Origin of the sequence: Vibrio sp. qd031 (assembly GCF_002100145.1) — a bacterium.
In the GTDB taxonomy this organism is placed as follows: domain Bacteria; phylum Pseudomonadota; class Gammaproteobacteria; order Enterobacterales; family Vibrionaceae; genus Vibrio.
In genome coordinates this window covers 1-25,328 of record NZ_JXQD01000012.1, presented here as the reverse complement: position 1 = coordinate 25,328, position 25,328 = coordinate 1, and the positions used below count along the sequence as shown (strand labels likewise).

25 protein-coding genes, 6 tRNA genes and 3 rRNA genes are annotated in these 25,328 nt (G+C 44.7%); 24 read left to right on the top strand and 10 right to left on the bottom strand.

The genetic code is table 11. The features are described from left to right. From ST37_RS05890 to rrf (ST37_RS05875), 4 genes are all read left to right on the top strand, one after another. Positions 1-75: ribosomal RNA gene (locus tag ST37_RS05890) — 23S ribosomal RNA — on the top strand; the annotation flags it as partial. Positions 76-230: 155 nt separating this feature from the next. Then, positions 231-346, top strand: a 5S ribosomal RNA gene (gene rrf, locus ST37_RS05885). Positions 347-409: 63 nt separating this feature from the next. Beyond that, a tRNA-Thr gene (locus ST37_RS05880) sits at positions 410-485 on the top strand. Between the two features lie 30 nt (positions 486-515). Beyond that, positions 516-631 (top strand): 5S ribosomal RNA (rrf, locus tag ST37_RS05875). A 129-nt stretch (positions 632-760) separates the two neighbouring features. Here the strand turns inward: rrf (ST37_RS05875) and ilvY are convergent. Continuing rightward, the gene (gene ilvY / locus ST37_RS05870; protein ID WP_084884604.1) at positions 761-1,651 is read right to left on the bottom strand and encodes an HTH-type transcriptional activator IlvY; all 891 of its coding nucleotides are present in this window, start codon (positions 1,649-1,651) and stop codon (positions 761-763) included. Positions 1,652-1,797: 146 nt separating this feature from the next. Here ilvY and ilvC point away from each other — a divergent pair, with 146 nt between their 5' ends. Continuing rightward, on the top strand, positions 1,798-3,282 hold the full coding sequence (gene ilvC, locus ST37_RS05865) for a ketol-acid reductoisomerase (protein WP_084884603.1): 1,485 nt from the start codon (positions 1,798-1,800) through the stop codon (positions 3,280-3,282). Between the two features lie 52 nt (positions 3,283-3,334). On the opposite strand, the gene ST37_RS05860 is transcribed toward ilvC, so the two are convergent. Beyond that, positions 3,335-3,586, bottom strand: coding sequence for an accessory factor UbiK family protein (locus tag ST37_RS05860; RefSeq protein WP_084884601.1), 252 nt, complete (start codon positions 3,584-3,586; stop codon positions 3,335-3,337). A gap of 119 nt (positions 3,587-3,705) precedes the next feature. Here ST37_RS05860 and rep point away from each other — a divergent pair, with 119 nt between their 5' ends. Further along, the gene (gene rep / locus ST37_RS05855; RefSeq protein ID WP_084884599.1) at positions 3,706-5,721 is read left to right on the top strand and encodes a DNA helicase Rep; all 2,016 of its coding nucleotides are present in this window, start codon (positions 3,706-3,708) and stop codon (positions 5,719-5,721) included. Between the two features lie 104 nt (positions 5,722-5,825). Here rep and ST37_RS05850 read toward each other — a convergent pair whose 3' ends face one another. Further along, positions 5,826-6,233 (bottom strand): cytochrome c5 family protein, encoded by a 408-nt coding sequence (locus ST37_RS05850; protein ID WP_084884597.1) that lies wholly within the window; start codon positions 6,231-6,233, stop codon positions 5,826-5,828. A gap of 276 nt (positions 6,234-6,509) precedes the next feature. Between ST37_RS05850 and ST37_RS05845 the strand changes: the two genes are divergently transcribed. The 5 genes from ST37_RS05845 to ST37_RS05825 all read left to right on the top strand — a co-directional run bounded on the left by ST37_RS05845 (position 6,510) and on the right by ST37_RS05825 (position 7,365). Further along, positions 6,510-6,586 (top strand) — tRNA-Arg (locus tag ST37_RS05845). A 30-nt stretch (positions 6,587-6,616) separates the two neighbouring features. Further along, positions 6,617-6,692: transfer RNA gene (locus ST37_RS05840), tRNA-His, on the top strand. Positions 6,693-6,845: 153 nt separating this feature from the next. After that, a tRNA-Pro gene (locus ST37_RS05835) sits at positions 6,846-6,922 on the top strand. A gap of 136 nt (positions 6,923-7,058) precedes the next feature. After that, positions 7,059-7,134, top strand: a tRNA-His gene (locus tag ST37_RS05830). Between the two features lie 154 nt (positions 7,135-7,288). Further along, positions 7,289-7,365: transfer RNA gene (locus ST37_RS05825), tRNA-Pro, on the top strand. Between the two features lie 188 nt (positions 7,366-7,553). Here the strand turns inward: ST37_RS05825 and ST37_RS05820 are convergent. Beyond that, complete coding sequence (locus tag ST37_RS05820; protein ID WP_084884596.1) at positions 7,554-7,823, bottom strand: DUF1145 domain-containing protein; 270 nt, start codon at positions 7,821-7,823, stop codon at positions 7,554-7,556. Beyond that, complete coding sequence (gene rsmD / locus ST37_RS05815; protein ID WP_084884594.1) at positions 7,820-8,416, bottom strand: 16S rRNA (guanine(966)-N(2))-methyltransferase RsmD; 597 nt, start codon at positions 8,414-8,416, stop codon at positions 7,820-7,822. Before rsmD ends, ST37_RS05820 begins: the two co-directional genes overlap by 4 nt. A 160-nt stretch (positions 8,417-8,576) precedes the next feature. On the opposite strand from rsmD, the gene ftsY reads away from it, so the two are divergent. The 6 genes from ftsY (at position 8,577) to glpG (ending at position 13,927) form a co-directional block, all read left to right on the top strand. Beyond that, positions 8,577-9,791: a signal recognition particle-docking protein FtsY gene (gene ftsY, locus ST37_RS05810; protein ID WP_084884592.1), complete on the top strand. Its 1,215-nt coding sequence runs from the start codon at positions 8,577-8,579 to the stop codon at positions 9,789-9,791. Positions 9,792-9,808: 17 nt separating this feature from the next. Then, a complete protein-coding gene (gene ftsE / locus ST37_RS05805; protein ID WP_084884590.1) occupies positions 9,809-10,483 on the top strand; it encodes a cell division ATP-binding protein FtsE in 675 nt (224 codons plus the stop codon). Further along, entirely contained in the window at positions 10,473-11,402 is a 930-nt protein-coding gene (gene ftsX, locus ST37_RS05800) for a permease-like cell division protein FtsX (RefSeq protein WP_084884588.1), read from the top strand. Before ftsE ends, ftsX begins: the two co-directional genes overlap by 11 nt. Before the next feature lie 155 nt (positions 11,403-11,557). Further along, a complete protein-coding gene (rpoH, locus tag ST37_RS05795; RefSeq protein WP_084884586.1) occupies positions 11,558-12,412 on the top strand; it encodes an RNA polymerase sigma factor RpoH in 855 nt (284 codons plus the stop codon). Between the two features lie 353 nt (positions 12,413-12,765). Next, positions 12,766-13,083, top strand: a complete 318-nt coding sequence (glpE, locus tag ST37_RS05790) for a thiosulfate sulfurtransferase GlpE (protein WP_084884585.1) — start codon at positions 12,766-12,768, stop codon at positions 13,081-13,083. Positions 13,084-13,099: 16 nt separating this feature from the next. Next, positions 13,100-13,927: a rhomboid family intramembrane serine protease GlpG gene (gene glpG / locus ST37_RS05785; protein WP_084884583.1), complete on the top strand. Its 828-nt coding sequence runs from the start codon at positions 13,100-13,102 to the stop codon at positions 13,925-13,927. Positions 13,928-13,944: 17 nt separating this feature from the next. Here the strand turns inward: glpG and ST37_RS05780 are convergent, their stop codons facing one another. After that, positions 13,945-14,361, bottom strand: a complete 417-nt coding sequence (locus ST37_RS05780; RefSeq protein ID WP_084884581.1) for a flagellar basal body-associated FliL family protein — start codon at positions 14,359-14,361, stop codon at positions 13,945-13,947. Between the two features lie 116 nt (positions 14,362-14,477). Here ST37_RS05780 and ST37_RS05775 point away from each other — a divergent pair, with 116 nt between their 5' ends. Beyond that, positions 14,478-15,020 (top strand): chorismate lyase, encoded by a 543-nt coding sequence (locus ST37_RS05775; protein ID WP_143698137.1) that lies wholly within the window; start codon positions 14,478-14,480, stop codon positions 15,018-15,020. An 11-nt stretch (positions 15,021-15,031) separates the two neighbouring features. After that, complete coding sequence (gene ubiA / locus ST37_RS05770) at positions 15,032-15,886, top strand: 4-hydroxybenzoate octaprenyltransferase (protein WP_084884577.1); 855 nt, start codon at positions 15,032-15,034, stop codon at positions 15,884-15,886. Here ubiA and plsB read toward each other — a convergent pair. Then, entirely contained in the window at positions 15,883-18,303 is a 2,421-nt protein-coding gene (gene plsB, locus ST37_RS05765; RefSeq protein WP_084884576.1) for a glycerol-3-phosphate 1-O-acyltransferase PlsB, read from the bottom strand. The genes ubiA and plsB overlap by 4 nt on opposite strands. A 159-nt stretch (positions 18,304-18,462) precedes the next feature. Between plsB and ST37_RS05760 the strand changes: the two genes are divergently transcribed. Next, complete coding sequence (locus ST37_RS05760) at positions 18,463-18,822, top strand: diacylglycerol kinase (RefSeq protein WP_084884574.1); 360 nt, start codon at positions 18,463-18,465, stop codon at positions 18,820-18,822. 65 nt (positions 18,823-18,887) lie between these two features. After that, positions 18,888-19,508 carry a transcriptional repressor LexA gene (gene lexA, locus ST37_RS05755; RefSeq protein WP_084884572.1) on the top strand — a complete coding sequence of 207 codons (621 nt, stop codon included), beginning with the start codon at positions 18,888-18,890 and terminating at the stop codon, positions 19,506-19,508. A gap of 76 nt (positions 19,509-19,584) precedes the next feature. Here the strand turns inward: lexA and sthA are convergent, their stop codons facing one another. Further along, positions 19,585-20,985: a Si-specific NAD(P)(+) transhydrogenase gene (gene sthA / locus ST37_RS05750; RefSeq protein WP_084884570.1), complete on the bottom strand. Its 1,401-nt coding sequence runs from the start codon at positions 20,983-20,985 to the stop codon at positions 19,585-19,587. A gap of 218 nt (positions 20,986-21,203) precedes the next feature. Here sthA and fabR point away from each other — a divergent pair, with 218 nt between their 5' ends. Continuing rightward, positions 21,204-21,797, top strand: a complete 594-nt coding sequence (gene fabR / locus ST37_RS05745; RefSeq protein WP_084884568.1) for an HTH-type transcriptional repressor FabR — start codon at positions 21,204-21,206, stop codon at positions 21,795-21,797. A gap of 19 nt (positions 21,798-21,816) precedes the next feature. Then, a complete protein-coding gene (locus ST37_RS05740) occupies positions 21,817-22,188 on the top strand; it encodes a YijD family membrane protein (protein ID WP_084884566.1) in 372 nt (123 codons plus the stop codon). Positions 22,189-22,342: 154 nt separating this feature from the next. Here the strand turns inward: ST37_RS05740 and trmA are convergent, their stop codons facing one another. Further along, positions 22,343-23,446, bottom strand: a complete 1,104-nt coding sequence (gene trmA / locus ST37_RS05735) for a tRNA (uridine(54)-C5)-methyltransferase TrmA (protein WP_084884564.1) — start codon at positions 23,444-23,446, stop codon at positions 22,343-22,345. Positions 23,447-23,609: 163 nt separating this feature from the next. Between trmA and murI the strand changes: the two genes are divergently transcribed. Next, a complete protein-coding gene (gene murI / locus ST37_RS05730) occupies positions 23,610-24,392 on the top strand; it encodes a glutamate racemase (RefSeq protein WP_084884562.1) in 783 nt (260 codons plus the stop codon). On the opposite strand, the gene ST37_RS05725 is transcribed toward murI, so the two are convergent. Then, positions 24,361-24,825, bottom strand: a complete 465-nt coding sequence (locus ST37_RS05725) for an RNA-binding protein (protein WP_084884560.1) — start codon at positions 24,823-24,825, stop codon at positions 24,361-24,363. The two genes, murI and ST37_RS05725, sit on opposite strands and share 32 nt — an antisense overlap. Positions 24,826-25,328 lie beyond the last annotated feature (503 nt).

Here is a 25,328-nt window from a genome sequence, read left to right as displayed (position 1 = left end):
CGTTGATAGGCAGGGTGTGTAAGTGCTGTGAGGCATTGAGCTAACCTGTACTAATTGCCCGTGAGGCTTAACCATACAACACCCAAAGGGTTTTGATGGACTCAAATAAGAATATTGAATGTGTGGCTAATTGGTTTTCATCTTTTTTAGAAAAAGATGAAGACAAAAACTTTTAAAACAGCTTTCTAGATTATTAAACTGGCCTTGATGGCGAGTTTAAACAAAATTTGCTTGGCGACCATAGCGTTGTGGACCCACCTGAACCCATGCCGAACTCAGAAGTGAAACGCAATAGCGCCGATGGTAGTGTGGGGTTTCCCCATGTGAGAGTAGGACATCGCCAGGCTTTAAATTAAAAGAAAGCCCGTCTAAAGACGGGCTTTTTTATCGACTCAATGAAATTTGCTGTGCTGATATAGCTCAGGTGGTAGAGCGCATCCTTGGTAAGGATGAGGTCGGCAGTTCGAGTCTGCCTATCAGCACCACTTCACTCTCTAGTGATTTAACAAATTTTACTTGGCGACCATAGCATTGTGGACCCACCTGATTCCATGCCGAACTCAGAAGTGAAACGCAATAGCGCCGATGGTAGTGTGGGGTTTCCCCATGTAAGAGTAGGACATCGCCAGGTTCTAATTAAAGAAACCCAGCCTAATCGGTTGGGTTTTTTGCATTTTAGCGCAAACACTACCGGCCCATCTGCGCGTAGCGCTGATGTACCGGTAGTGAACCATCAAACCTAAAATCAATATACTTAAAGCTAATTAAAGATATACGTCTTTTCGGCAACCCTCCACAGCGCCTTCACCAACGGATTGTCTAACTGACTGCGCTTACAACATACCCCAAGCTTAAAGGGCTCAATGTCACTGGTTTTAACTCGAAGTATTTTATCTTTGACCGGACTGTTATTAATCACCACGTCAGGTGCAATCCCAACACCACACCCAAGCGCTACCATGCTCACAATAGCTTCGTGACCAGAGACCTGTGCATAAATATTAGGTCTGATTTTGTGCTCTTTTAGCCATGTATTGGCTCGATCACGCGCGCTTCCGGACTCGGGTAGAATAAATGGGACGATACTCCAGTTGGGATCTACCGAATCAAGTGTTTCTGAATGAACCCAAGGAACACTAGGGGCGATCAACGATAAGGGGATGTCACTGATCGCTTCAAATGCCAAGCGACTAGGAACCTGATCAGGGATAGCAGAAATCGCAATATCAGCTTTATCTTGCTGAATAATATCAATGGCTTGTGCAGGATCGCCTGTGCTGATTTTAAACTCTATCAAAGGATGCTCAAGTCGAAATGTCGACAGCAACTCTGGTAAGTGACTGTAGCTTGCGGTGACAGAACAGAATAGGCGAATCTCCCCGCTGAGCTTCTGCTGGTTCTTTTTGTGCTGGCTTTGAACAAGCTGCCATTCTCCCACAATCGTAATCGCACTAGGAAGTAGAGCCTTCCCAGCCGGTGTCAGTTCAACACTGCGATTGTCTCTTACAAACAAAGTTTGATCTAAATCGGCTTCCAGCTTTTGTATTTGACGACTTAAGGTTGATGGGCTCAGGTGCATCACCTTGGCGGTCTTGGCGAAGTTTTTACTTTCACATAAATGCACAAAATACTGCAAGCTACGGATATTCATAAGTTTCCTGACGGTCGTGTTGCAATAAATGCAACGTATTGTTGTTAATATATCACTTTGTTCAATATGCTGTCTTTAGTAGGATGAACATATTCGGTGGTAACAACAACACCGACCTTTAATGGAATGAATAACAGGAGCGCCACATGGCTAATTACTTTAACACCCTCAATTTGCGTGAGCAGCTAGACCAATTGGGTCGTTGCCGTTTTATGGATCGTAGCGAATTTGCTACAGAAGCCGATTACCTTAAAGGTAAGAAAGTCGTCATTGTGGGTTGTGGTGCTCAGGGTCTAAACCAAGGCCTAAACATGCGTGATTCTGGTCTGGATGTATCTTATGCGCTTCGCCAGGCAGCGATTGATGAGCAGCGTCAATCGTTCAAAAACGCCAAAGAGAATGGCTTTGAAGTAGGCAGCTACGAAACCTTAATCCCTCAAGCGGATCTAGTAGTAAACCTGACACCAGACAAGCAACACACAAATGTTGTTGAAACGGTTATGCCTCTAATGAAGCAAGGTGCAGCTCTAGGTTATTCTCACGGCTTTAACGTTGTCGAAGAAGGTATGCAAGTTCGTAGTGACCTAACCGTTGTTATGGTTGCTCCTAAGTGTCCTGGTACTGAAGTTCGTGAAGAGTACAAGCGCGGCTTTGGGGTTCCAACGCTTATCGCAGTACACCCAGAAAACGATCCTAAAGGCGAAGGCTGGGATATCGCTAAAGCTTGGGCGGCAGCAACGGGTGGTCACCGTGCAGGCTGCCTAGAGTCTTCATTTGTTGCTGAAGTGAAGTCTGACCTTATGGGTGAGCAAACTATTCTATGTGGCATGCTACAAGCGGGCTCAATTGTTTGTTACGAGAAAATGATCGCCGATGGCATTGACGCAGGCTACGCAGGTAAATTGCTACAATACGGTTGGGAAACAGTAACCGAAGCGCTTAAGTTTGGTGGCATTACACACATGATGGATCGCCTTTCTAACCCAGCGAAAGTGAAAGCGTTTGAACTGTCAGAAGAGCTTAAAGAGCTTATGCGTCCACTTTATAATAAGCACATGGACGATATCATCCAAGGCGAATTCTCTAGCACCATGATGGCGGACTGGGCAAATGACGACGTTAACCTATTAGGCTGGCGCGAAGAGACTGGCGAAACGGCATTTGAGAACTACCCAGATTCTGACGTAGAAATCTCGGAGCAAGAGTACTTCGACAATGGCATTTTGATGGTTGCAATGGTTCGCGCAGGTGTTGAGCTTGCGTTTGAAGCTATGACAGCGTCTGGCATTATTGATGAGTCAGCGTACTACGAATCTTTGCATGAGCTACCGTTAATTGCCAATACCGTTGCTCGTAAACGTCTATACGAAATGAACGTGGTTATCTCTGATACCGCAGAATACGGAAACTACCTATTTGCAAACGTTGCGACACCACTGCTACGTGAGAAGTTTATGCCTGGAGTTGGTACAGATGTTATTGGTCGCGGACTGGGAGAGTCTAGCAACCAAGTGGATAACGCAACCCTAATTCACGTTAATGAAGTGATTCGTAACCACCCTGTTGAATACATCGGTGAAGAGCTACGTGGCTACATGACAGATATGAAGCGTATCGCGGTAGGCGGCTAATCTTTAGCGGACTATGAAAAAAGGGCTTGCCACTGGCAAGCCCTTTTTGTTTCTATTTATCAGCGAGTTTTTCTTCTAGCTGTGCAAGCTTTTGTTCCATTTCGGTGAGCTTTTGTCGAGTGCGCAGCAGCACTTGAGTTTGAACATCAAACTCTTCGCGGCTAACAACATCCAATTTGTTCAATTGGCCTTGGATCACTTGACGAACTTTTTGTTCGACATCTGAACCAAGCTCTTTAACAGGTGCAGGCATAGAGTCTTGAATTTGCTTTGCAACTTGTTCGATTTTCTTAGGGTCAAACATTGGGGTCTCCTTAATCTTTGCCTCATTCTATGCAAAAAACATTCGATTGTCGCTAATGATGGAAAAGCATCTGTGAGACGACTATCATTAGTGCCCGCATTTTTTACTAAGAGCACAGTATGAAACTTAATCCGCAGCAAGACGAAGCCGTTAAATACGTGTCTGGCCCCTGTTTGGTGCTAGCGGGTGCAGGCTCTGGTAAAACTCGTGTGATCACTAATAAAATTGCTTATCTTGTCCAGCAATGTGGCTATAAGGCTCGCAATATAGCTGCCGTAACTTTTACCAATAAAGCCGCCCGAGAAATGAAAGAGCGAGTAGGGCAATCACTGGGTAAAAGCGAATCTAGAGGGCTGATGGTATCGACATTTCATACCCTGGGTCTCAACATCATTAGACGAGAATATAAAGCGCTTGGCCTTAAAGCTGGTTTTTCCTTGTTTGACGATCAAGATCAGATGGCTCTGTTAAAAGAGCTGACTGAAAAGCAGCTCGATGGCGATAAAGAACTATTGAGTCAGCTACTCAGTGCGATTTCTAACTGGAAAAACGACATGCTAACGCCTGCGCAGGCACTAGCGAGTGCAGAAGGTGAGCAGTACCAGTTATTCGCATACTGTTATGACATGTATCAAAAGCAAATGACCGCCTACAATGCGTTGGACTTTGACGATCTTATTGCAATGCCAGTGTTGCTACTTAAGACCAACAGCGACGTGCGCCAAAAATGGCAAAGTAGAATTCGTTACCTTCTTGTCGATGAATACCAAGACACCAACACCAGCCAGTATGAACTGGTTAAGCTGCTGGTAGGCGAGCGTGGCCGTCTAACCGTTGTTGGCGACGATGATCAGTCGATTTATTCGTGGCGTGGTGCAAAGCCGCAGAACTTGGTGCTGTTAGGCAAAGACTACCCAAATTTACGATTAATTAAATTGGAGCAGAACTATCGTTCGACAAGTCGAATTTTACGTTGCGCCAACATATTGATCGCCAATAATCCGCATGTTTACGATAAGACATTGTTCTCTGCATTGCCCGATGGCAACAAATTAAAAGTGTTGCGTGCGAACAATGAAGATCATGAAGCTGAACGGATCACTGGTGAGTTGATTGCTCATAAATTTTTGAATCGTACTGACTATAAGCATTACGCCATTCTCTACCGTGGAAACCATCAGTCGCGCATCATAGAGAAATCGCTGATGCAAAACCGAGTGCCCTATAAAATTTCTGGCGGAACATCTTTTTTTGCACGGGCTGAAATAAAAGACATCATGGCTTACCTAAGAGTGTTGGTGAATCCTGATGATGATAATGCCTTCTTGCGGATCGTAAACACTCCAAGGAGAGAGATCGGTCCGGTGACTCTCGAAAAGCTGGGCAGTTACGCCAACATGCGTGGTAAGAGTTTATTTGAATGTTCTTTTGAAATCGGCCTTGAACAACACTTGAGCGGAAGAGGTCTGGAAAACCTACGCCGATTCACTCAATGGATTGTTGGGATTGAAGACAATTTGCAACGTGGAGACTCTGTTGAAGCGGTTCGTTCTATTGTAAGAGATATTAACTACGAAGATTGGCTTTACGAAACCTCGTCGAGTCCAAAAGCCGCAGAAATGCGCATGAAGAATGTATCGGATCTTTACAGTTGGATCGTTGCCGACTTAGAAGGTGACAACTACGATAAAGAAGAGAAAACATTAAAAGAAGTGGTACAACGTTTAACCCTTAGAGACATGATGGAAAGAGGGGAAGACGAAGACGACGCTGATCAAGTTCAGCTTATGACACTTCATGCCTCTAAAGGCCTTGAATTCCCTTATGTTTACTTAATGGGAAGTGAAGAGGGCATCTTACCGCATCAATCCAGCGTTGATGAGAATAATGTTGAAGAAGAGCGTCGCCTTATGTACGTGGGAATTACTCGTGCCCAAAAAGAGCTGACCTTTACTATGTGTAAGGAACGTCGCCAATATGGCGAGTTGATTCGACCTGAGCACAGTCGCTTCCTGGATGAACTCCCGTTTGACGATGTAGAGTGGGAAACCGTTAAAAAGCCTCAATCTGCTGAAGAGCGTATGGAAAAAGGCCAAGCGCATATTGCAAATATACGGGCCATGTTTAAAAAATAAACTACTTAAGTGGCAGAAATTGTAGGGATAGACGAAAAAAGGGATTAGTGTTGAGTTTTAATAACAAAACTCGACCTAAGCCCTTTTTTTTAATCAATTAGCGTTTAAAGGCCTTCGAGCATATGTTCGATAGCAGCAATGATTTCATCGTCGCTACAATCCATACACGCGCCTTTCGCAGGCATTGCATTGAATCCGTTGATGGCGTGATCGGTAAGAACATCCATGCCTTGGGCAATACGCGGTGACCAAGCATCAGCATCGCCTTTAATTGGCGCGCCACTTACACCCGTGCCATGGCAAGCTCCGCAAAACATGGTGTAAACAGCGGTTCCGTCACGAGGCCCGGTAGGCTGCGCTACAACAGGCTCCGCACCAACTAGGTAAACATCACCTACGGGCTTAATGCGCTCGGCAATGGCATCGTATTCTTCTTGGCTTACGCTCGAGGCGAAACTCGTAGCTGAAAATGTTAATGCAGCACACAGTATGGTCAGTAATTTTTGAGGCATATCCTTTCACTCACTTGCTTATGGTGTATCTAGGCCCGAAGGGACTGGCTTATAGGTTGTAATTGTATGTTAAGCCATTGTAAATAGTGAGTGATTATATCCTGATCGTTTGTTGCAATAAACCATTAACTTACTTGGGTTAGGCATGAATCACACCATCTACAGCAAAAACACAGAAAACATTGTAGAAAAACCCAACAAACAAGAAAAAAAGTTAAAAAAATACTAGACGACAAAGTGTGATATACGTATTATTCCACTCCGCCGATAGGGCATGCGCCCGTAGCTCAGCTGGATAGAGCGTTGGCCTCCGGAGCCAAAGGTCGAAGGTTCGAATCCTTTCGGGCGTACCATTTCGGACGGCTCTTCGGTAAAAAGCAGTGGTGGCTATAGCTCAGTTGGTAGAGCCCTGGATTGTGATTCCAGTTGTCGCGGGTTCAAATCCCGTTAGCCACCCCATATTTAGGGTACTTCGGTCTCCTGTTTTGTTTTTAAACGAAACGAAAATTTGTCGGTGAATAGCGCAGCTTGGTAGCGCATCTCGTCCCTTGGGTATAAGGGGGACCAGAGGGTTCGACCCTCGAAATGAGAGAATGGCCAGGAAGAATTTGTCGGTGAATAGCGCAGCTTGGTAGCGCATCTGGTTTGGGACCAGAGGGTCGGGGGTTCGAATCCCTCTTCACCGACCACTATTATTTGAGTCTTCATTTATAAGACTCACCGGTCGCGAAGGCGGGTCGGGGGCTGGAGCGCCAGTCCGATCGAATCCCTCTTCAGCGACCACTATTAAAATGTTTGGCTTATGCGAGACAATACAATTTGATGGTGGCTATAGCTCAGTTGGTAGAGCCCTGGATTGTGATTCCAGTTGTCGCGGGTTCAAATCCCGTTAGCCACCCCATTGTTTAGGGTACTTCGGTTTCCTGTTTTGTTTTCAACAAAACGAAAAATAAGTCGGTGAATAGCGCAGCTTGGTAGCGCATCTCGTCCCTTGGGTATAAGGGGGACCAGAGGGTTCGACCCTCGAAATGAGTGAATGGCCAGGAAGAATTTGTCGGTGAATAGCGCAGCTTGGTAGCGCATCTGGTTTGGGACCAGAGGGTCGGGGGTTCGAATCCCTCTTCACCGACCACTACAAAAGAAACCCTGCTAGGAATAGCAGGGTTTTTTGTTTTCTGATGTATTTGGTTTTAGTGGAGAGTGCACTTTTGGGTCGGGGACGGAAGCCCGCCGCGTACGAATCCCTCTTCACCGGCCACTACAAAATCTACCTCGCTGTGTACTAATTTAACACCAAGGTAGATTTTGTTCCTTTTACGCTTAATCCATCATATATTTACGACGAATACCCAGCAGTGCAAATACACCAAATATCAAAATGGACGTTTTTTCCCAGCCGGTCATCGGGACTTTGTCACCGAAGGCACCAATAAATATTGCCATCTGTAAGCCGTGCATGATCAACAAGAACGCGGTCATAATATAAAGTACTATTGCCGAGTTCCCAGGAAAGGGGTGTACAATATTGATGAACAATACGACCCACACAAACGCTATGGCCATTTTTGCCAAAATAAGCAACCACTTCATACTATTTCTCTCTTAAATAATTGATATTTCACTTGTCCGGCAACTTTTTCTCTTAAGGGGGTCCAGTGAGTCGGTGGGGTAAAGTGAGACAACTCTTTCTCTGTCTCGACGTAAATAAGGGCATTTTCGGCCAACCATCCGTTACTTTCTAGCAACGCGACACATTGGTCGAGCATTTCTTTGCGAAATGGCGGATCGATAAACACGATATCGTAGGCGCTACCTTGCGCTTTTAACATGGCAAGGCTGTCAGTGTTTTTTATTGCGATGTTTTCGGCACTAAGAAGTGCACTATTCTTTTCGAGCTGTTGAAAAGCAGGCTTGTTGAGCTCGCACAATGTCACTTGGTCTGCATAACGTGATGCAGCTTCAAACCCCAGTCCCCCAGAACCTGCAAACAGATCAAGGCAGCGTGAGTGGGCGAGATGCGGAGCCAGCCAGTTAAATAGAGTCTCTTTTACTCGATCTGTCGTTGGACGAAGGCCATCACTTTCCAATACAGGCAGTCTTCGGCCTCGCCATTGACCACTTATGATCCGAATACTCCCTAATTGAGATTTCTTCGATGTTTTTGCTCTTTGTCGATTCGTCATGTTTTTTGAACGTTTAAATAAGTGATATCATGGGTGGTTCGGTAAAGTTTAACAGTTAAGTCGGGAATTGATAACTCACAACCCTCCGATACTGTACCAAAACTACAATGATGTAAGCACAACTCAATAAAGTGCAACGACACAACCATAGGTCTATTTGATGTCAGAAAAGAAAAAGCGCGGTTTACTCTCTTGGTTAGGCTTTGGAGAGGAAGAAGGAACACAACCTAAAACCGAGCAATCCGTAGAAGAGCAAAATCAAGTTGAAACCACCTCGTTGGTGGATGAATCAGATGCCCCTATTTCTCCATTAGAGCAAGAAGCGTTAGAAACCCAGCTGGTTGATCAAGAAGAGGTTATCGATACAGAGCTAGGCTTAGAAGAGCCGGTCTCTGATAGTAATAATACCATTGAACCTCAAGTCGACGTAGAAGAGGTACAAACAAAACCGACAGAAGGTTTTTTTGCGCGACTGCGCCGTAGCCTTGCACGCACTAAAACCAATATTGGGGCTGGTTTTTTTGGTTTGTTCAAAGGAAAGCAGATTGATGACGAACTGTTTGAAGAATTAGAAGAACAATTGTTGGTTGCTGATGTCGGGATGGATACCACGGTCAAAATCATTGAGAGTTTAACCGAGAAAGCGGGACGTGCGGAGCTGAAAGATGGCGAAGCGCTTTACGGTCTCCTTAAAGGTGAAATGGCGGAGATTTTAGCTAAAGTTGAACAGCCACTGATCATTGATGAAGAAAAAACACCTTACGTTATCTTAATGGTCGGTGTTAATGGGGTGGGTAAAACCACCACTATCGGTAAGCTTGCCAAGCAATTCCAATCTCAAGGCAAGTCTGTGATGTTAGCGGCAGGCGATACCTTCCGTGCAGCGGCCGTTGAACAACTTCAGGTGTGGGGACAACGCAATGATGTTCCAGTGATTGCACAACACACGGGTGCAGATAGTGCTTCTGTTATATATGACGCCATTGAAGCGGGTAAAGCGCGTGGTGCAGATGTCATTATTGCTGATACAGCGGGTCGACTTCAAAATAAGAGCAATTTAATGGAAGAGTTACGCAAAATTGTTCGCGTAATGAAGAAAATTGATGACTCAGCGCCTCATGAGATCATGTTAACTCTGGATGCGGCGACCGGTCAGAATGCAATGAGCCAGGCTAAGTTGTTTAGCGATGTCGCTCCTGTTACCGGCATTACCTTAACCAAACTGGATGGAACCGCAAAAGGCGGGGTTATCTTTGCTATTGCAGATAAATTTAGTATCCCGATCCGCTATATCGGTGTCGGTGAGGGCATTGATGATTTACGCCCATTTGATTCTCAAGAGTTTATTGAGGCTCTCTTTAGTCGCGAAGAGTAACCACGGAAGGAATTGCAGTGATTCGCTTTGAACAAGTTAGTAAAGCCTACCGAGGGGGTAGGCAAGCGTTGCAAAAGGTCGATTTCCATCTTCGCCAGGGGGAGTTGGCGTTCTTAACCGGTCATTCTGGTGCCGGGAAAAGTACTCTTTTGAAGCTTATTTGTGCTATTGAGCGCCCTTCTGCTGGGCAGATTAGCTTTAACGATCACGACATTACACGAATACCCAATCAAGACATTCCGTTTTTGCGTCGCAACATAGGGATGGTGTTTCAAGATCATCGCTTATTGTTGGATCGAACCGTATTTGAGAATGTAGCGCTGCCAATGCGCATTGAAGCGATCAATGAGAAAGAGATAAAACGTCGAGTGTCAGCCGCATTAGATAAAACTGGTCTGCTCGACAAGGCGAAATGCTTACCAACTCAACTGTCTGGTGGTGAGCAGCAGCGGGTGGGTATTGCGCGTGCGGTGGTCAATCGACCTATATTGCTGCTGGCCGATGAGCCAACCGGTAACTTGGATTCAGATCTATCGAAGCGCGTTTTTTCGCTGTTTAAAGAATTTAATAATGCTGGTGTGAGTATTCTACTTGCCACACACGATAGCGGTTTAATTACCAGCCAGCCTAGTTATCGTCAGTTCGAGCTTAATCAAGGCTTTTTGAGTGAGGTGGACAGCTATGCCAGCTAGAGGCCAAACGCGTCAAAGCTTTATCGGTACACACACCAAAACCGCCAGTGAGTCTTTTAAGCAGCTGCTCACGCGTCCGTTAGGAAACTTGCTCACATTGGCTGTGATTGCATTGTCACTGGCGATCCCGACCAGCCTCTATTTGGTGGCGAAGAACACAACAGCCATCGCATCTGGTGTGGCTCAGCCTTCGGTGATTAATGTGTATTTGCAAGAAGGCTCAGCTGAATCGCGTGTGATGTTACTCAAGGATCAGATAGAACGCATCGATCACGTTGACGCGGTTGAATATGTATCGGCGCAGCAAGGTTTGGACGAGCTCAGTCAATATGCCGGTTTTGAGCAGGCATTGTCACTGCTTGATGAGTACGCATTGCCTGCGGTGTTGGTCGTCAAGCCTGCCAATGATCGTCCAGATGCCATAAGAGACTTAGTGGCGCAAATTCAGACCATGGATAATGTCGCTGACCTGCAACTTAATGAAGACTGGTTAGAGCGTTTTGATGCGCTCAAAAACCTTGTTTCAACCGTGTCGTTTACTATGGCAGTCCTATTGTTAGTGGCGGTTATTCTGACAGTTGGAAACAGCGTCCGCTACAGTGTGTTGGCGCAGAAAGAAGAAATTCAAGTGATGAAGCTAATTGGCGCCACCGACAGTTTTATTGTGCGGCCTTATCTGTATATAGGCATGTGGTATGGACTCATAGGCGCAATCGCAGCATGGCTGGTGACAGCTTTGTTGACCATCGTTTTGAGCCAAGCCGTAGAAATGTTAGCGACGCTATATGACACCCCGTTTAGGCTGGTTGGGCTCGACTGGGATGAAAGCTTAATACTGTTATTGTTAGGGTCATTTTTGGGATTGTTTGCGGCAAGTGTTTCGACAAGAAGGCACTTAAAAGAAATTGAACCAGTTTAACTAAAGGCAGTCTAAACTCTCTGTCAGGATATACTATATAAGATATAGCTAACGATCACTTGTACCTGATTACTAATTGTGGATAATGAAGGGTCCTTTTGATATACCTCAAGGTTTGAAAGGATCACCCAAGGTTGAACTTTACGAGGAAGCGAATGAGCAAATCAGCATACCCAATGGCGCTAGTGTCTCAAGATAGCTTAGACAGCTATATTAGAGACGTTAATACCTACCCAATGTTGACCGCTGACGAAGAGCGTAAATTAGCAGAACGATTACACTATCACGGTGAGATTGACGCTGCGAAAGGCTTGATCTTGTCACACCTTCGTTTTGTTATTCATGTCGCGCGTGGCTATTCAGGCTACGGTCTACCTCTGGCCGACTTGGTTCAGGAAGGCAACATAGGTCTTATGAAGGCCGTAAAACGTTTTAATCCTGAAGTGGGTGTGCGTTTGGTGTCTTTCGCTGTCCACTGGATTAAAGCCGAAATTCATGAATACGTTTTGCGTAATTGGCGCATTGTTAAAATTGCGACAACCAAAGCACAACGTAAACTCTTCTTTAACCTGCGTAAGTCTAAAAAGCGTCTAGGTTGGTTTAATAATGGTGAAGTTGAAACCGTTGCGAAAGAGCTAGGAGTAACTCCAGCCGAAGTTCGTGAAATGGAATCTCGACTTGCCGCCCAAGATTCAACGTACGAAATGTCTAACGACGATGATGAAGGCAACTCTTATACAGCTCCAGCGCTGTATTTAGAAGATAGCCATTCTGATGTTGCTGATAATTTCGAAGCACAGAATTACGAATCTCATACCAATAAGAAGCTGCTTAATGCTATGGCGACGTTGGACGACCGCAGTCAACACATCGTTCGCTCTCGCTGGCTAGACGATACAAAGTCAACGTTACAAGAGTTGGCCGAGACTTACCAAGTATCGGCTGAACGTATTCGTCAGCTCGAGAAAAACGCCATGAAAAAGCTAAAGCTAGCGGTTGGCGAGATCTAACAAGCGCTGACAACAGTTTTGGATCCTAAAGCCAAGGTATATACCTTGGCTTTTTTGATCTTGTGGCACGTAACTGTATTGTGGATAACTCTGTGTCCTATTTATTCATCATAACCTAAGAACATAGACGTACAAAGGAAGAGCAGTGTCTGCACTAATGTGGGTAACACCTTAGATGTGCACAATTAGAGCACGATCAATACTACATATTGTGGATCAAAATAGATGATCATCGCTTATTAACGCAATCCACAAAGTTATCCACAAAACGATAAAGTTATTCAACATCTCATCAACTGTGTCACAATGGATTGGAACATTTAGTGTATATATGTGCTTATGTAGGAAAATAAATGGAATTTAAACACCTTGATGTAACCAGTGCATTTGAAATGCAGCACCAACAAGATGCGATTATGTTAGACATTCGCGATCCACAGTCGTTTAAAGCCTCTCACCCGCAGAGTGCGTTGCACCTGAGTAATGAGACTATTCAGGAGATTGTGGCTGATTTAGACTATGACAGGGTGTTGCTGGTAATGTGTTATCACGGACATAGCAGCCAAGGTGCAGCACAATACCTCGTGAATCAAGGATTTGAAACGGTCTACAGTATCGATGGTGGATTTGACGCTTGGAAGCGAGCGAACCTACCAACTACTACCTCATAAAGAGACGTTATACGCCATGATCAAAATTGCCGAAATTTCGAACCCTCGCATTGCTCAGTCCTTTGTGGACTACATGGCCAAAAAGAAAATCGTGCTTGCGATTGCACCGTCCAACGATCATTTTGCTATTTGGCTAAAGGATGAGTCCTACAGCCAAATGGTCATGGATGAATACAGTCAGTTTGCGACCGATCCTATGCATCCCAAATACTCACAAGCTTCGTGGGATATGGCAGAGTCGCGTAATGCGCGCTTTCATTATCACGCCCCAAGTTTTGGACAGATGCTAAAAGAGCGCGCAGGTCCCATTACGCTATTGATGATGGGGCTGTGTGTCGCGGTCTTTTTCTTTCAAGTTCTTGGCCGACATGGTCAGGTGTTTGCGTGGTTACATTTTCCAAGCTCTATTGAGCAAAGCTATCAAGTGTGGCGTTGGTTTACCCATGCGATTATGCACTTTTCCATTTTACACATCGCATTCAACTTATTATGGTGGTGGGATCTGGGAGGAAAACTCGAAAAATCGCTGGGTCCTAAGCCACTAATATCGGTTTTCCTTTTATCGGCAGCGATCTCTGGCTTGGGGCAGTATTTCGTTGAGGGGGCTAATTTTGGTGGCTTGAGCGGAGTGGTATATGGGCTGGTTGGCTTTTGGTGGTTGGTGGGTGTAGCGCACCCAACCTATCAACGTTATCTACCAAAACCATTGTTAGGCTTTATGCTGGTTTGGCTTGCTATTGGATTTGTACAGCCATTTATGGCCATCGCGAATACGGCACACTTGATTGGATTAGTCAGTGGCGCCGCTTATGGGCATTGGTACGCAAAGACTCAAATAGCGTAGCGTTTTTAGACTCGAGGTTACTGATACAAATATTTGGTAAATAGGAGATCTGATACCAGTGTTTTTCCCGTTTCAACCAATAGCATTGCGTTAATTTCGTCTAACATGGTTCTGCGCAGTTCTTCTCGGCCAAGCAGAGACGTAATGGTGTTTTCATCCTGCTCACCCAAAAGTGCAACCACGGTATCTCGAATTAATGGGTCATGCAGTTGTAATATGGGTAAGTAACTATCGTGCGCCACCATAATATCGATTTGGACACGAATATATCCTAGCTTATTTCCGGTTGTGTGAAAGTTGGTGGTAAGTTCTGGCTCCAGCGTATAGTAGGAAAATAAGTGAGCTTGTGTAGTCTCTTCTTCGGCCATAGCCAAACCTGAGCTCACAACCAGTAGTAGAAGTGAAAGAAGCGCTGTAATGTGACGTTCGAACATAGTTAAGTAAAGCTTTCGTTGATTGACGATATGTTATTGACCAATGTGTTGCTACAATAGCCAAAAGAACTTTATGGCATATTGTGCGGTCAATTAGTATTCAACTGCAAGTTAAAATGCCAGATTTTGTACAGATGTTTGATATGACCAATTGGTTAAATGATTACCGAGCTCTATACCAGGACATACAATGGCAGTCTCAGTTTTCCTTAAAGGATCATTGTGAGGGTGAAATTGTTTGGTTGCAAGACAGTAAGTCACTTTCAAAGAAACTTGAGACATATTGCTCTCAATTGAGTGTCGATGTTTTGTCAAATCAGCTAACAACACAAGATGAAAACAGCAGTAGCTCAAAGAGTTCTCATTGGCTCCGTGAAGTCTTATTGCTTGGTGACAACAGTCATTGGGTGTACGCCCAGTCTCAGGTTGAGCATCACGCACTTGAGCAACCTCTAATTCGCCAACTAATGCATGATGAAAAACCACTTGGACTCGCGCTGTTTAGTACGCAACAAGTGATGCGCGATCAATTGCAAATAGGGCAAGTGACGTCAGATAATCAACGACTTTGGGCAAGGCGCTCTAGACTACTAGTAAAAGATCACTCAATTTGGGTGTCTGAATTGTTTTTGCCAAATGCCCCCCTTTATCACTTATAACCAGGCTCTTGATGAACGAAAAACTTTCTGCATACGCGCAGTTAATGCGCATCGATAAACCCATTGGCATTCTTTTATTACTCTGGCCCACCTATTGGGCGCTTTTCCTTGCTGCTGGTGGTTTACCTGACTTAAAAGTGTGGGCGGTATTTACCGCAGGTGTCGTGTTAATGCGCTCCGCAGGATGTGTGATCAACGACTTTGCCGATAGACATTTTGATGGGCATGTAGAAAGAACCAAGCTTCGCCCAATCCCGGCAGGAAAGGTCTCGGCACGTGAAGCCGTAATACTGTTTATTGTGCTTTGCTTCGTCTCTTTTGCGCTTGTACTCACAATGAATGAAACCACGATAAAGTATTCGTTTATTGGGGTCTTACTAGCGTTTATTTATCCTTTCATGAAGCGCTTTACTCATTTACCCCAACTGTTCTTAGGGCTTGCGTTTAGTTGGTCGATACCCATGGCATGGGTGGCACAAGGCGCAGAGCCAACTCTCGTGCTTTGGGCTCTGTTTATCGCAAATGTTTTATGGACGGTGGCATACGACACACAATACGCAATGGTCGATCGCGACGACGATGTCAAAATTGGTATACGTTCGACCGCGATTCTATTTGGACGACGAGACAAAATGGCCGTCGCAGCACTGCAATTTGCTGCGTTACTGATTCTATTGTGGATTGGCTACATCGAGCAGTTAGGTGGGGTGTTTTACTGGTCTTTGCTTGTGTCTGGCGCACTTATGGTATACCAGCAGTGGCTGATCAAGGCGAGAGAACGTCAAGCATGTTTTAAAGCCTTTCTAAACAATAACTATGTGGGACTCGCGATAGCAATGGGCATTGCTATCGCGGTAACTATTTAGGCGTGCTCGACACTTTGTGCAATAGTTAGACGTACCTCAGTCACCAGTAGATCCATTAAACCTTGAGCCATTAAGGCCGCTTTCTCAGGCTGATAGTCATCCGATGCACGTACGTAGCCTTGTTCTACCAATGTTGTCGAGAGGAACGAAAAGACTTGCTTGTCGAAAAATTCAGGCGCATTAATTCCGTGGAGTCGTCCTAGACGTTGTGCAATCTCTTGCCCTTTGTTTTCTAACTCAGACATTTCGATGTCTGGGTTAGCGACAAGCAGCTTAAAGACAATCGCGTAGCGCTGCAGAGTCTCTGTAATGGTTCTAGACAACAGATACAACTCTTGGATCTGAGCTTGGTTTGGTGTGACTTGATGATCATCAATGTGGATAAGCCCTTGGTCTTCAAACTCTTTCAGGATCAGCTCAACTTGCTCTTTGATCGTTGCTGCATCAAAGTGAATAAAAAGCTCTTTTTGCAAAAATGGGTAGAGGACTTCGACACCTGCGTGAATTTTGTCCTTCGATATGATGCGGTTTTGAATGATCAATTGCGCGATCAGTGATGGGATAGCAAACAGGTGAATAATGTTGTTGCGATAATAGGTCATTAACACCGACTGATGACGATCAAGAGAGACTATCTCCCCTAAGCTATCCGTATCCAGAACAAACTTATTCAATGACAGCGCATGCACTACCAGCTCTTCTGCAGTTTGGTTTGGTGTAGTGACGCGCTCTGTATAAGGTACATTTCGTATCAGCTTGAGGTAGCAGTCTATTTGAACAATCAAGGCATCTTTGGTCAACGCGCGTTGACGTGATGCAAGCAAAGCCGTTGCACATAGCGTTAGTGCGTTAGTTGCAGCGGCGGAGTTAATGTTGGTCATCATTTGATTGGCCAATTGATTCACCACACCAGGCATCCACTGCGGCTTGGGCGCATCAATTTTTCCGACATTTTCGTGCCATTGCGGAGCGTGTTCGTTCAAGTATTGATTGAGCACAATCGGCTCGCCAAAGTTCACATAGCCTTGACCGAAGTTGCGTAATTTTCGAATTGTACGAACAACTTGACCTGCATTTTCCTTTTCTTTTTTCTTACCTCGCAACTCTTTCGCGTAAGTCGATACTTCCATTACGTGCTCATAACCTATGTACACAGGCACTAAAGTAACAGGACGGTTTAAACCTTTGAGCATGGCTTGTATCGTCATCGCGAGCATGCCTGTTTTGGCCTGTAACAAACGACCAGTTCGAGAACGCCCACCTTCGCTGAAGTACTCTACCGAGTAGCCTTTGGTGAAAAGCTCGGATAAGTACTCTCTAAATATGGTTGAGTAAAGCTTGTTACCTTTAAAACTGCGTCGCAAGAAGAACGCACCACCGCGTCTAAAGATGGGACCTGCCGGGAAGAAGTTAAGATTGATACCAGCGGCAATATGCGGCGGAACCATGCCTTCGTGATACAACACATAAGACAGTAATAGGTAATCCATATGGCTTCGGTGACAAGGCACGTAGACAATTTCATGGCCATCTTGAGCAAGCTGTCTGACTGCTTTCGCGTTGCTGACATTGATTCCTTGATAAAGGCGGTTCCACAACCAGCTTAAAATGGTGTCACCTTTTTTGATCAGACCGTAAGAGAAGTTAGCAGCGATCTCATCGAGGATTTTGTGTGCTTCATGCTCAGCCTTTTCGAGAGAGATATTTTTGGTCTTTGATTCATGCTCGATGGCTTTCTTAATGGCTTCAGATTTGACTAATCGGTCAAACAACACATCGCGGTTAGGTAAATTAGGCCCAGAGGCTGCCAGTTTTTGTCTAGAAAAATGGATTCGTGCAACGCGCGCCAGTTTGTGCGCAATAGAGTGGTCCGTACCATGCACGTCCGCCATATATCGTAGCGACACACAAGGACTGACACGCACTAAGCAATCTCGCCCGGCCGTCAACACCGTCCATGCTTTTTGGGGGCCCGTTTTACTCTCTAAATACGGTTTTACCTTTTCTTCTTTACCTGGCTTTCGTCCCCACAACACGGTAATGGGGATCATTTGAATATCCAGTTGTTCATCTTCAGCATGCAGATTAAGTAAGTCTGAAAATAGAGTGATAGAGCGTGATGGAATGTCGTGATCGCGTGATTTAAGCAGCGCTGCGCGCATACCAATGTAGACAAATCGCTCAAAGGTTTTTCCGCCAATCTCGATGGGTTGCAGTGGATCAGGCAACCCTACTTTTTTAGCCTGTTCTCTTAATGCCAACAAATCGATGTTTGAGTGAAATGGTAAGGCGTAGATGATCGGTCGGTTAGTGTCGATGTTGAGGTTGTCTATCGGATCTGCCGGAATGGTTTGTCCCTTTACCAATATCGACATCGGTAGCTTAAACAGCGCTTTTGAAATTGTAGGGGAAATCATGCAGTAGCCTTATAGTTGGTAAAGTCAATTTGACGCAGTGATCGGTAGTTTTTCATTGTCTAATCGGACATAATTTTGTACTGGTCAAACCTTTTGCGCCAATCATATTGAATGTTACACAATAATTCAAAGCATAGCGCTGTATTCAAAGGATGAATAATGAAATCTACGGATAGTGGTTTTAAACGTGTGGTTAATGCGGCCCAGTATTCATTGCAGGGACTAAGGGCTACTTTTAAACATGAAATGGCTTTTCGCCAAGAACTGGCGGTAGTTGCAATACTGATCCCAGTGACCTTTTTCTTGGACGTTACCATCAACGAGCAGCTCGCGTTAATTGTATCATTATTACTTGTGTTGTTGGTGGAGCTATTGAATTCTGCAGTAGAAGCGGCAGTGGATCGCATAAGTGAAGAGCCGCATGAACTTGCAGGCCGCGCAAAAGACATGTCGTCAGCCGCAGTGATGGTCTCTTTAATTATTGCAGTTGTGATCTGGGGTGGCGTGATTTTGTTCTAAAAATCTTGGCTTTGCCAAAAATACTGGATATACTCACATGAACTGTACAAAAAGACAGGCTTATCATGAGACCATTAACAGCACGGCAAAAACAAGTTTACGATTTGATCAAAGAAAAAATCGAAGTAGCAGGCATGCCACCGACTCGCGCAGAGATTGCTAAAGAGTTGGGATTTCGCTCAGCGAATGCTGCAGAAGAACACCTCAAAGCGCTGGCAAAAAAGCAAGCGATAGAGATAGTTCCTGGTGCCTCTCGTGGTATTCGGATTTTACTCGAAGAGCCAGCAAACGACGAAGTCGGATTACCTCTAATTGGTCAAGTGGCCGCGGGTGAACCTATTTTGGCTCAAGAGCATGTAGAAACACATTACCAAGTTGATCCAAGCATGTTTAAGCCGCAAGCTGACTTTTTACTAAGAGTAAACGGCGAGAGTATGCGTGATATTGGGATCATGGATGGCGATTTGCTCGCGGTTCATAAAACCCAAGACGTAAGAGATGGCCAAGTCGTTGTGGCGCGCGTTGATGATGATGTGACGGTTAAGCGTTTAGAGCGTAAAGGTCCAACAGTGTTATTGCACGCGGAAAACGAAGAGTTCAACACCATCGAAGTCGATCTCACCAGCCAGCACCTTGCAATCGAAGGATTAGCTGTAGGCATTATTCGAAATACCGATTGGATGTAGAATCGCTCAGGCGAGCCGATTAAAAGTAAAAAAACAGCCGCTTTTAGCGGCTGTTTTAGTTTTTACTGTCAGTTGTTTAGAAGAGCCTATTTAGTCCATTGAGCGCTGCTACACGGTAAGCCTCTGCCATTGTTGGATAGTTGAAGGTAGTGTTGACAAAATACTCTATGGTGTTTGCAGGAGCCTCTTGCTCCATAATGGCTTGCCCTATGTGGATAATCTCAGCGGCACGCTCGCCAAAGCAGTGGATCCCCAAAATTTCTTTGGTGTCGCGATGGAAAAGAAGCTTCAAGCTTCCCGCGTCGGTACCCCCAATTTGCGCACGAGCCAAATGTTTAAATGATGAACGACCTACTTCATAAGGGACTTTCGCTGCAGTTAGCTCTTGCTCTGTCTTACCAACACTACTAATTTCTGGAATAGTGTAGATACCTGTTGGAATATCCTCGGTCAAGTGCGAGTCGAGTTTGCCGTGTCCAATCGCTTGCGCCACAAAGCGGCCTTGATCATACGCAGCACTTGCTAAACTTGGGTAACCAATCACATCTCCAACCGCGTAGATATTTTTGATTTCCGTTTGATACTGGTTATTTACCTTCAATTGGCCGCGTGAATCTGGAGTAAGCCCAACATTGTCTAATTTGAGCTTGTCGGTATTACCGGTTCGTCCATTTGCGTAGAGTAAGCAATCGGCCTTCATTTTTTTGCCCGATTTCAAATGAACGATCACACCATCGTTGGTACCTTCGATAGAGTCGTGAGTCTCATCATTTCGAATTACCACGCCATTATTCCAAAAATGATAGGAGAGGGCGTCGGAGGTTTCATTATCCAAAAACGAAAGTAATCTATCTCGGGTGTTGATCAGATCGGTTTTAACACCAAGGCCTCTAAATATCGACGCGTACTCACAACCAATGACACCGGCACCGTAAATGATGATATGTCGTGGGTCGTGTTTGAGTGACAAAATAGAGTCGCTGTCGTAAACACGATCATGAGTGAAGTCAACGTCTTCTGGGTGGTAAGGGCGAGAGCCTGTCGCGATCACAAAGCGGTCGGCATGAATCAGCTCTGCAGTGCCATCTGCTTTTGCAATGCTCACGGTATTGGGATCAACAAAGCTGGCTTCACCAAAAATGAGCGTACAAAAATTACGATCGTAGAAGCCTTGTCTTAGCCTTGTTTGCTTATCTATGACTGACTCAGCATGGCCTAGAATGTCAGAAAACGTGGCGTGAATGCTGGTGTTGTTTTTGCAAAACAATGGATTGCTGTTGAATTCGATAATTCGGCTGACCGCATGTCTTAACGCTTTTGACGGAATCGTACCCCAGTGGGTACATCCGCCACCGACACTGTTTTCTTTCTCAATTATCGCGACTTTCAGTCCCGCCTTGGTCAACCCCATTGCAGCGCCTTCACCGCCAGGGCCACTACCGATAACGATGACATCAAAACGAGTTGAACTGCCCATTACTGCTTCCGCCTATACACTGATAACAAAATTTTATCGGTATTGTAACCAATTCACAAAGCGGGTAAACCTAACCAGGTCAAGAGCGTTGACAGGATCACGCAAACACAGATTGTTGCAATCCCAGATAAAATCAATGATGGTTTTCTTACAAACGAGTGCTTAAACTGTGAAATTGAACTCAAAAAAGCCTGTTGTTACAAGGAGACGGATAAAACATGGGGATCCGTGCGCAACAAAAAGAAAAAACGCGTCGTTCATTAATCGATTCTGCGTTTAATCAGTTAAGCTCTGATAAGAGTTTTTCCAATCTGAGTTTACGTGAGGTAGCTCGTGAGGCGGGTATAGCACCAACGTCGTTTTATAGACACTTTAAAGATATGGATGAACTCGGTTTAACGATGGTCGACGAAGGTGGGTTATTGCTTCGTCAGTTAATGCGTCAAGCTCGACAGCGAATTGTGACTAACGGCAGTGTTATCCGTACCTCTACTGAGACATTCATGGAGTTCATCGAGCAAAGTCCAAATGTATTTCGGTTGCTGTTGCGCGAACGCTCTGGCACATCAAAAGCATTTCGTAATGCCGTAGCACGAGAAATTGAACATTTTATCGCCGAATTAAGTGAGTATTTGATATTATCAGGTCTCAAGAAAGAACATGCGTGGATGCAATCTGAAGCATCCGTCAGGTTAGTCTTTAGTGCAGGGGCCGAAGCGCTTGATCTAAACCCAAGAGATCGTGCGTTGTTGTCTGAACGATTAATTCAACAACTAAGAATGATTGCAAAAGGTAGTGCACAACTGCACTGATAATAGAACGAGGGAAACAATGAGCAGCGAATTAAAAAATGAAAAAAAGTCGTTAGTATTGGCCTTAATCTTAGGTATGAGCATTAATGCCCTATGGTGCTGGTTATCTCTACCGGGTTATGGGTTCTCTATATTTGTCGTAATTGCCTTGGTGTTGAGCGCGCAGATGCTCTATCAAGACTACCTCAATTCACCCATCGCAGAAGATATGCCTTTGGTGGGACTGGCGTGCTTTTTCTTAGGTGCGTTTGGTCATTCAGCGTTTGCTCGCGCCGCATACCCAGATGGTGGCTCAAACTTCTTTTCGATATTAGTCACAATGGGACTGATGTTGTGGGTGGCATACCGAATGGGGAAGTCATCTCAAGTAGATGAGAGGGAAGTAAGTTAGCACTAACTTAGCGCTAGAATAGAGCCGTTAGTAAATCGACGCCAATGCAATGACAAGTACACGAGTAAATGTCTTTGCGTTGGCGTTGTTGTTTCTGAAACACGCTTTATGTACCAACAGTAGGTATGAGCGAGTAAAAAGTGCAATTGAAGAATTACTTGATGCGTTCCAAAAAGACACCTGCTTCAACATGATGGGTATAAGGGAATTGATCAAACAGAGCAAATCGAGTGATACGGTGTGTAGTGCACAATATCTCTAGATTGTCTTTTAAGGTGTCTGGATTGCACGAAATATACATAATGTTGTCGTAGCCCTGCACCATTTTACAAGTCTCATTATCCATCCCCGAACGCGGTGGATCGACAAAAATGGTATTGCACTCATAGTCGCTGAGTTCAACTTGCGCTTGCTGCAAGCGACGGAAAGTACGTTCACCTTTCATCGCCAACGTAAAGTCTTCAGCGGACATACGTACTATCTTTACATTATCGATGTTATTAGCGGCAATATTAAACTGAGCAGAGTCTACAGAGGGTTTTGCTAATTCAGTCGCCAGTACACGTCGGAAGTTTTTGGCTAATGCTAATGAGAAGTTACCATTGCCGCAGTAAAGCTCTAGTAAGTCACCGTTGCTGTTTTTGGTACAGTCTATAGCCCATTCCAACATTTTTTCAGCAACCTTACCGTTTGGTTGAGTAAAACTGTTTTCAACTTGCTGGTATACCAACTCTTGGCCATCAACATGCAGTTTCTCAATGACGTAATCTTTTTCAATGATGTGCTTAATCTTACGAGCACGCCCAATAAGGTTAACGTTGTAACCTTGTTGGATGAATTGTTCACGCAATTGCTTCGCTTGTTGTACCCACTCATCGCCAATTGCTTTGTGATAGAGCATAGAGACGAGCAGTTCACCACTCAGGGTAGACAAGAAATCCACTTGAAAGAGCTTAGTGCGAAGCAGTTGATTGTCTTTAATCGAATCCAGAAGGGTGGGCATCATTTTGTTAATGAGCGCACTTGCCGTTGGGAATTGGTCAACTCGATACTTCTCGCGAGTCTGTTGGTCAAACATGATGTAGTAAAGATCATCACCTTCATGCCAAACTCGAAATTCTGCGCGCATTCTGTAATGCTGCTCTTCTGAGGCATAGACGTCCAACACAGGTGGCTCAAACTTAGCAAAATCTGATTCTAAGCGCTGGATCTTATCGGTAAGTTGAACTTGATAAGAGTGAGAGTCATACATAGACATGGTGATACCTTTTGATTATGGACGCGCAGATTTTAGTCAAACACTTTTTATTGTCCAGAATTAGTGATAAAAACTCCACTTTAAATGGTTTATTGAATAAACGGACAGCGCTTTGACAACATCAGTAAAGACAACCACAGCGAACAGAACCCCTCCACGGATAATGATTTTTGATTCTGGTGTGGGTGGGTTGTCTGTACATAGAGATATAGCGGCATTATTGCCTAATATCGATGTTGTCTATATGTATGACAATGAAGGCTACCCTTATGGGGAGCTCGAACCCAATGTGTTGGTGGAGCGGGTCGTTAATTGTGTGGAGGTGGTAAACCAGCAATATGGTGTTGATGCGGTTGTTATTGCATGCAACAGTGCCAGTACGATTGCACTCCCATCGTTAAGGGAACGTTTTTCCTTTCCTATTATTGGAGTTGTACCTGCCTTAAAGCCTGCAAACCTTATTGCAAAACAAGGGATCACTCTAATAGCTACGCCGGGTACAGTGAGTAGAGCGTATACGCGAGACCTTATAGAGCAGTTTGTCGATTCTGTTCCTGTGCAATTAATAGGTACGACAGAGCTTGTCAACATGGCAGAAGATAAGCTAAGAGGCAGACAGTTAGATCAGCATCTTCTCAGACAAATAGTAGAACCGATTAAATCACATAGTGATGTGGTTGTGCTTGGCTGTACTCACTTTCCACTATTAGAAGAGGAATTAGCGGCCATACTTGGTGAGCACATGACGTTCGTTGATTCTGGAGAAGCGATTGCACGTAGAGTGATGGAAGTTCTAAAACTAAGCGATGGCGTTGTCGGTGAGGGGAGTAAAAAATGCCACACTATTTTGAGTAGTGCTCCAGAGCCAAATAGCGAGGCACTGGAGCGATACTTAAGCAAATTGAATTTCTCTGCTATTCAGCATTGTCCTCTGAAGGGTGCTTAGGATCGTTCGCAACGCGAACTTTCAAAGTGCGCTGCATGTATTCTGCGTCGTTAAGGGCACTGATAACCTTGTCAGCATCTTTTGCCGCAACCACCACAAAACCAAAACCACGGCGTTTACCCGTACGTTTGTCTTTCATTAGTCGAACATTGAGTACTTTGCCGTGCTCGTCAAATAGGTCTCGAACGTTTTTTTCATTTGCGCGATAAGGCAAGTTGCCTACATATAGGGTTTGAGAGTCTTCGTCTCCGTCTACCTTGCCTGATGAAATTGAAGTTGATGCATTTGGTTTGGATGATGGTCTAAGAAAGATAAAGCCAAGTACAGCGCCAGCAACCACTGCTAAAGCTGGATTAAGTGCTAGGAAGTTGGCTACAACCGCTAAAATTACGGTCGCACCTGCGAAAAAAAGAAAAGATTGATTTGATTTCATTTTGATTCACTACAGATCTGTTGAATGGTAATTAACATTAATAACATTAATAACATTTGAAACACATTGATATTACGAGCTTTACTAACGTTTTTCCAATTTAATGATGTGACAACGATCAAAGGATGGTGGTACTGGGAAAAAACGCGATTTTGGTCACTAAGCAAGCAATCGAAATAAAAGTGACAAAAAGAGTGCAAAAAGGGGTTGCCAATGTGAGTTGGATCTCTATAATGCCCCCTCGCTGACACGGGATGAGCCGCTAGGGTTCACAAGGGTTAGCAGGCAATTTGAAGCATGAAAATTTAATTTGAAAAAGTGTTTGACACTCCAACTTAAATCGCTAGAATGGCCGTCCGCTTCAAGGGAGACCTTAAAGCAGCCTGAACAAGGCAATGCTCTTTAACAATATAAACCTATCAATCTGTGTGGGCACTCGTTGATGATAATCGCTACTTGTTTTTACTTTTTTTATAAAAAGTAAAACAAAAAACGATGTCAAT